This is a genomic window from Rubritalea tangerina, assembly GCF_042683245.1.
Classification (GTDB): Bacteria; Verrucomicrobiota; Verrucomicrobiia; order Verrucomicrobiales; family Akkermansiaceae; genus Rubritalea; species Rubritalea tangerina.
This window is the reverse complement of sequence record NZ_JBHUJB010000040.1, coordinates 69,757-76,701: the sequence shown is the minus strand read 5'-3', so window position 1 is coordinate 76,701 and position 6,945 is coordinate 69,757. Positions and strand designations below refer to the sequence as shown.

Sequence of the window (6,945 nt, the reverse complement as noted above, 5' to 3'; positions counted from 1 at the left end):
CCGACTTTTCCTGACTACTTTAAAACACCGAAAAACCGCTTAAGTCCGTGCCATTCTTGTCTGTCTCATAATCATGGTAGTTGAGGATAATTGTTATTATGATTTTAACATCAAAATGCTGTTCAATATGAAATTTAAACCCATTAGTGTCACCCTTCTTTTTTTATGTCAATTTAGTGCTTTAGGGGGTGAGTCTAGTAATGACCCATTTTCAGGAGTTGAGGAGCGTGAAGCTCGAGATGTCTCGATCAATGATGTACATGGGAAATTGTACATAACAGATAACCGCTCGATGCTTTCAGCTAAATACTTGAAATACAGTGGTGAGGTGGCACATGACTCGAAATCCGCCAAAGCTTCCCACTTAAAGGTTCGGATAGTGAAGTCGAAGAATGATTTTTTTTCGATTTATAAAATATACAGCCAACAAGAGAAACATAACATGACTGTTGATTTGTATTCCCTTAAAAAGGGAGTACGACATATTTTAAGAAAAACTTTTATCCTTAAGAAGGGTCATTATGACGAGATTTTAAGTCTTTGTAAGAATGAAGACATGAAAATGATGTATGAATTAGATTATGATCTAAGATTGTCTAGTTTAGATTTTGGATCTACTCTATACACTATGGAATTTTTTGATGATGAAAAGGTGAAAGTCATCGACTTATTTTATAGGGGTGACGAGGACTTATCAAATCCAGATGGCAAATATGAAATGCTTAAAAGTATAAAACTATTCATTACCCTTTTGAAGACAGTACCAGTACGTATGAATTCAATTCCTTATCGTGAATTTGATGATACGACAATAGCTCAACCTAAATAAACCCACAACCCTGCCACCCATTGACCGTTTTGCTATAGATGACTTCGCTCCGCTCCTCCTGAAGCAAGCTTCAGCGATCCGTGAGAGCGGTAGCGAGCTACACGCACTCCGAGAGGAGGTGCCGCAACGTCGTTGGCGTTGTGATGGGTGGTGTGTGTGTGGCCCAAGGTTTTCGCCATAGGCTCAACCTTGGGCTGGGAGAATAATTCCGTTGGGATTTTAGAAGTGAGGAGTTAGAAGTGAGGAGTTAGAAGTGAGGAGTTAGAAGTGTGGGAGTGTGGGAGTGTGGGAGTGTGGGAGTGTGGGAGTGTGGGAGTGTGGGAGTGTGGGAGTGTGGGAGTGTGGGAGTGTGGGAGTGTGGGAGTGTGGGAGTGTGGGGGTGTGGGAGATTTGCGTGGCGTGTGGGGGTGGGGTGTTGTATAGGGTGGGTATGGATTTAGAAAGAATTGATCGTTTGGTGGCTGGAGAGGTCGGAGTGGCTCAGGGAGTGCTGGAGGAGGTTTTGGGGGCTTTTGGGTGTACGACTGGTACATTGCATGTGCTGGGGGGGGAGTCAGGTTTGTTAGAGATGCAAGCGCAGGTAGGGATCCCAGATGTTTTATTAGATAAAGTGGCTGCAATACCGATTGGTAAGGGGATTGCTGGGGCGGCAGCGGAGCAAGGGGAGGCGGTACAGATTTGTAATTTGCAGACGGATGACACGGGGGTGGCGCGGCCGGATGCGAAGAAGACTGAGGTGGCGGGTTCGGTAGCGGTACCGATCCTCAAGGGAGGTGTATTGGTGGGGACTCTGGGGATTGGGAAGTTCGAGCCATACGATTTCAATGACGAGGAGGTCGCAGCCTTGAATCGGGTAGCGGACTGGCTTGGTGGCTCGATGTGATGAGTGCATGAGGGGCTCTGGTAGTACACGAGCTTGAATGACCAGAGGTTAGAGTTGGTCTTCGATGGGGAGGAGTCCGAGGGTTTCGGCCTGGAGGCGTTGCCAGAAGTTCGTGTTTGGGCTATGGGTCCAGGTTTTTTCTTGGCCATCGACGGTGGTTTTCCAGAGGATACGGTTCCAGCGGTCGAGGCTAAGTTTGTAGGCATTTTCTGGTTGGACGCCTTGGTCGAGGAAGGTGGCGATGGCTTGGGCGAATGCTGGGCTCTCGACGAGGATGCCGATTTCGGAATTGATATCTGCGGACCGGGGGTCGAGGTTATAGCTGCCGACGAAGGCGAATGTTCGGTCGATCACGAGGGTTTTGGTATGGAGGCTGGTGCTGGCGTGTTTTCCGAGTGGTGAGGTGTCGGCGTTGACGCAAGCGGCATCTGGTCTGAGTTCGTAGATGGTGACGCCGGCTTTGAGGAGGTTATCTGCTTTGTGGGCGTAGCCGGACTGAGCGGCGACGACATCGTTAGATGCGAGTGAGTTTGTGAGCACGCGTATGTTGACACCTATAGCGCGGAGGGCTTGTGCGACCTTGAGACCTTTATCACGAAGGATGAAGTAGGCTGATTCGATGAGGAGTTCCTTTTCGGTGGCATTGACGACTTCGAGGAGGCGGCTGTTGACGGTGACCGCATTGTCGGCGTGGAGCATGGAGTTGATATTATCGTAGAGGACTTCGCCGTGTGCCCAGACCATGGAGTTGCTGATTTTTTCGATGTTGGAGCGGAGGGTGGCGATGTCGGAGTCGAGCGGGTAGGGGTAGTTAGAGGAGCTAAGTTTGTGGCGGACTTTGGCGATGGAGTCTGCGAGTTGAGCTTTGGCGTCTGTGGGCGGTGCGAGGGCTTCGATGGGGACGGCGCCGATGCTGTTCCAGAATTCATCGAAGGTGTTTGAGATTTCTTTGACGATGGGGCCGGCGGCGGCGATATCGAGGTCGCGTTTATTGGCTTTGGGGTGGAGGCCGAAGTAGTCATCGGCAATGTTGCGACCACCGATGATGGCGCAGGCATTGTCCATGATCATGATTTTGTTATGCATCCGTTTATTGAGCCGGCTGAAGCTGGCAGCCATTTCGAGGGCGCGGATGGAGCGATGCATGGCGGGGTTAAAGATACGTACCTCAATGTTAGGGTGGGCTGATAGGCCAGCGGCTAGGCTATCGCGATGTTGGAAGTTAAGGTCATCGACGAGGAAGCGGACTCGGACGCCACGTTCGGCGGCGCGGATGAGGCGTTCGGCAAGGAGGTTACCGACTGTATCGTTGTTCCAGATGTAGTATTGGACATCGATGGTTTTTTCAGCGAACTCGGCGAGTCCGACTCTATTGGTGAAGGCTTCGCGGCTGGTGGGGATGACGGCGAAGCCTGAGAGGTGGTTATTTTCTTCGGATTTACGTGCGAAGATGCCGCCGACTTTTGTTTGTTCTGGTTGGGGGAATGCGAGGCTGCGTGTTTTAGGGAAGTCGTTAGGGAGTTTGGTACAGGTGGTGCTGAGGTAGAAGCCCATGAAGACGAGCATGAGCGCGAGGATGGATTTTACGAAGAGATGGCGTGGAAGTTTGATGGGCATGCTTTGGCTAAGCTATACCCCTTTTGTGGTGAGAGGTGAAGGGTGATTGTTGATGGCTGATGGCTGATGGCTGATGGCTGATGGCTGATGGCTGATTAGCGGAAGTTCCATTTTTTGATGGGACTTTTTTGGCGGTGGTTTTCGAGGAGTGTGGTGAGCTCTTGTAGTTTTTCGGGGTGCTTTTCAGCAATGTTAGATGTCTCTGATGGGTCCTCAATGAGGTTGTAGAGTTCGTATGGGGAAGGTGACTTTGCGTGCATATTGAGGCGGACGATTTTCCAATGATCTTTTCGGAGTGCGACTTTTCCGCCTTTTTCATGGAATTCCCAGTAGAGGTAGGGATGGGCGGGCTGTGTGGATCCGGTGAGGGTGGGAAGGAAGGAGATACCTTGGATATTTTTAGGTGGGGTGACTTGAGCGATGTCGCAGAAGGTGGGGAGGACATCCCAGAATGCTGAGGGATGGTGGGTGATGGAAGCGGGTTTGATTTTGGCGGGCCAGCGGACGAGGAAGGGGACGCGGATGCCGCCTTCATAGAGGTCGCGTTTGCCGCCGCGGAGTTTGCCATTGGAGTTATGGAAGTCCCAGTGGTAGCCGCCGGCTTTGGTGGGGCCGTTATCGCTGGTGAAGCTGACGATGGTATTTTCATCGAGATCGAGTTCTTTAAGTTTCGCGAGGATGGATCCGACGTGTTTATCGAGTCTGGTGACCATGCCCGCGTAGGTGGCTTTGACATGGTTGCAGGCTTTGTAGTGTCCGCCTTTGTAGCGCACTTCGGGGTCGAATTTTCCGAGGAAGGGGGTGACGGAGTCCATGGGGACGTCGATGTCAGCGTGGGGGGCGCTGTAGGAGAGGAGGAGGGCGAAGGGTTTTTGTTTATTGGCTTCGATGAACTCGAGACCTTTTTCGGTGTAGCGATCTTGGATGTAGACGGTGCCGGACTTGGTTTTGTTGCCAGGGATGGCTTTTTTCTTTCCTTGTTCGAAGATGTGGGTGGGCCAGTGGTGGTGGGCGGTGACGTGGCTGAGGGTGCCGTAGAAGTAGTCGAAGCCGGAGTTATGTGGGGCCTGTGGGTTTTTCGTATTTCCGGTGACGCAGGATTTGCCGACCATGCCTGTGGTGTAGCCAGCTTGTTTAAGGAGGTGTGCGAAGGTGGTATCGGATTTTCGGAGTTCGTGTGCACCGTTGCCGCGGATGTAGGTATGGCCTTGGTCTTGGCCGGTCATGAGGGAGCTGCGGGCTGGGGCGCAGACGGTGCTGCCGGAGTAGTGGGCAGAGAAGAGCATCCCCTCTTTGGCGAGGGAGTCGATGTGAGGGGTTTGGAAGTTCTTTTGGCCGTAGCAGGAGAGGTCGCCGATGCCGAGATCGTCGACGATGATGTAGACGATATTGGGTTTGTCGGCAGCAAGGAGACTGGAGGCGAGAGTGAGGGTGAGGCCTAGGGAAAGAAGATTCTGCATACTACTAGATGGTTCGAGGGTGGGGGGTATTATACCAAATCGCACTTCAGAAGAGAGAAATGGTGATTTTGGGAGAGAGAGAAGTGGCGCAGCTGGGAGCCTGCTGGAGTTCTGCGTTAGTTCGGCAGGTGTTGGGTGGCTTGCTTGGCGATGGCTTCGGGGGGGAGGACACCGCTGAAGATGTAGAGGTCCTTGATGGCGCCGTGGAAGTTTTTACCGACGCGACATGTGGTGGAGTGGGCGCTGCTGAGGTTCGTGCGGATAATGTTAGGTTTGGCCTGGCTGATAGGTTCAGGTTTACCATTGACATAGAGTTTGATGGTATCGCGGCTACCGTATCCTGAGCCATCGTAGACGGAGGTGATGTGGTGCCATTTTCCATCTCTGAGGTCGGTGGTGCCGATGACGTAGCCTTGGCCAAACTCGGTACGGAGTGCGCCTCGTTTGTTAGAAGCTGGGTTGATGTTGACGCGCCATTTGGTGGTGTCGGCATTGGGTGTGGTGATGCCCCATTCGGCGATGGCGTTATCGTGTTTGGGTGTGTGTGGGGGGATTTTGATCCAGGCGGAGATGGTACGTGGTCGGTCGGCGCCGATACCTGGCCAGTTGGTGAGCATGTGGCCACCGTTAGGGGAGAAGTGGGTAGCGGAGCCGTGTGGGCTCATGATTTTTTTAGTTTTGCCGGTGATTTTGGAAGTGATGGTTTGGCTGCGTGAGATATTGCCTTCGGTAGCGGGAGTGGGGGAACCATCGAGTTGCCAGCGCAGGTAGGTGAGTCCGTCAGGGAGGGAATCGAGGAAGGCGTGGTGGTTGAGTGGGGTGTCGAGGAGGTTACCGGTGACGTTGGTGCGTTTGGCGTGGCCGTCGGTGAGGGTGGTGGTTTGTTTATTTCCGTAGAGGCACTGGGCTTTGACTTTGCCTTTGAAGACGTGGACTTCGTGCATCGTGTTAGGTTGGGCGAGGACGCCGAATTGGGTACCGAGGTCGACGACTTTTATCTGGGAGGAAGTGACGGTGAATCCGACGGCTTCGGGTGGGACTTGGAACCAAGCGATACCGGACTCGAGTTCGACGTGGAGTTGTTGATCGAGGGTGAGTTTGGCGGGGGCTTGGACGATGGCTTTGACTCCTGAAGAGAAGGTGATTTCGGCGGAGCCTTGGTGGATTTCCAGTTTGGATCCGGGCTCCATCTGTGTGCTGTTAGGAGGAATTTTGGAATTCGCGGGTTGGGTGATTTTAAAGCTCGTGTAGTCTGCGAATTTGGTTTCTGCGGACTGTGGGATTGGGCGGTCGAGGAGGGTGACTTGGAGGACGAGGGCTGAGATGAGGATGAGGGCTGCAGCGGCGATGAGTGAGCGTTTGGCAAAGCGCCAGCGTTGGCGCGAGACAATTTTCTCCATGGGGAGGACCTCGGCCTTGAGAGTGGGGTGTTGGTGTTCGGCTTCGATCTCGAGGAGGTTATGGATTTCTGTGAGTTGTTGGTATCTGGTGCGCGCGGCAGGGTCTGACTTGAGAGTTTGTTGGAGGGTTACGTGATCGCTAGGGGAGATGGAGCCATCTAGCAGGTCCAGGATGAGGGAATCGAGTTGTGAGTCATCTGGGTTCATGCGGGTGAATTGGTAGCTGAAGTTTTGGCATCGACGCAGTTGCGCAGGGTGATGCGGAGTCGGTTGAGGATGACGCGGATGGAGCCATAGCTACGGCCATCGATTTTGGCGTATTCTTCGAGGTTTGCGTTTTGGAAGTAGCGTGCGTGGATGAGGTTACGGTCTTTGTCTTTGAGTTGTTGGAGGCAGGAATCGAGAGCGACTTGTTTGCGTTCGTGTTGTGCGGCTGAGAAGTCTGTGCTGGGTGAGCTGAGCAGGTCGATGAGTTCATCATCGAAGACGAGGTCTTTGTCTTTGCGCATGGCGCGGCGGTGTTCGAGTGCGCGGTAGCGTGCGATGGTGAATGCCCAGGCTTTGAAGTTGGTGCCGGTTTTAAATTCGCTTCTGCGTTCCCAGAGGGCGATGTTAGTATTTTGGAGGACATCTCGGATGTCTGAGGCGTTAGGAATAAGGGTGCGGATATAACCACGAATCACCGACTGGTGGTCGGTGAGTTGGCTCACGAATTGAGCGAGTTCAGTAGCATCGTTGGAATTGCCTAACATTGTG

Annotated in this window: 6 protein-coding genes; 2 read left to right on the top strand and 4 right to left on the bottom strand. The window is 52.8% G+C overall.

Features of this window, described 5'->3' with window-relative positions; translation table 11 throughout:
- The first annotated feature begins 73 nt into the window (after nucleotides 1–73).
- A complete protein-coding gene (locus tag ACFSW8_RS10145) occupies nucleotides 74–829 on the top strand; it encodes a hypothetical protein (protein ID WP_377088488.1) in 756 nt (251 codons plus the stop codon).
- A 430-nt stretch (nucleotides 830–1,259) separates the two neighbouring features.
- Nucleotides 1,260–1,712: a GAF domain-containing protein gene (locus ACFSW8_RS10140; protein WP_377088491.1), complete on the top strand. Its 453-nt coding sequence runs from the start codon at nucleotides 1,260–1,262 to the stop codon at nucleotides 1,710–1,712.
- A 48-nt stretch (nucleotides 1,713–1,760) separates the two neighbouring features.
- Here ACFSW8_RS10140 and ACFSW8_RS10135 read toward each other — a convergent pair whose 3' ends face one another.
- The 4 genes from ACFSW8_RS10135 to ACFSW8_RS10120 all read right to left on the bottom strand — a co-directional run bounded on the left by ACFSW8_RS10135 (nucleotide 1,761) and on the right by ACFSW8_RS10120 (nucleotide 6,941).
- The gene (locus ACFSW8_RS10135; RefSeq protein WP_377088493.1) at nucleotides 1,761–3,329 is read right to left on the bottom strand and encodes a phospholipase D family protein; all 1,569 of its coding nucleotides are present in this window, start codon (nucleotides 3,327–3,329) and stop codon (nucleotides 1,761–1,763) included.
- A 95-nt stretch (nucleotides 3,330–3,424) separates the two neighbouring features.
- Nucleotides 3,425–4,789, bottom strand: a complete 1,365-nt coding sequence (locus tag ACFSW8_RS10130; RefSeq protein WP_377088495.1) for an arylsulfatase — start codon at nucleotides 4,787–4,789, stop codon at nucleotides 3,425–3,427.
- Nucleotides 4,790–4,905: 116 nt separating this feature from the next.
- A complete protein-coding gene (locus ACFSW8_RS10125; protein WP_377088496.1) occupies nucleotides 4,906–6,396 on the bottom strand; it encodes a LamG-like jellyroll fold domain-containing protein in 1,491 nt (496 codons plus the stop codon).
- Entirely contained in the window at nucleotides 6,393–6,941 is a 549-nt protein-coding gene (locus ACFSW8_RS10120; protein ID WP_377088497.1) for a sigma-70 family RNA polymerase sigma factor, read from the bottom strand. Before ACFSW8_RS10120 ends, ACFSW8_RS10125 begins: the two co-directional genes overlap by 4 nt.
- Nucleotides 6,942–6,945 lie beyond the last annotated feature (4 nt).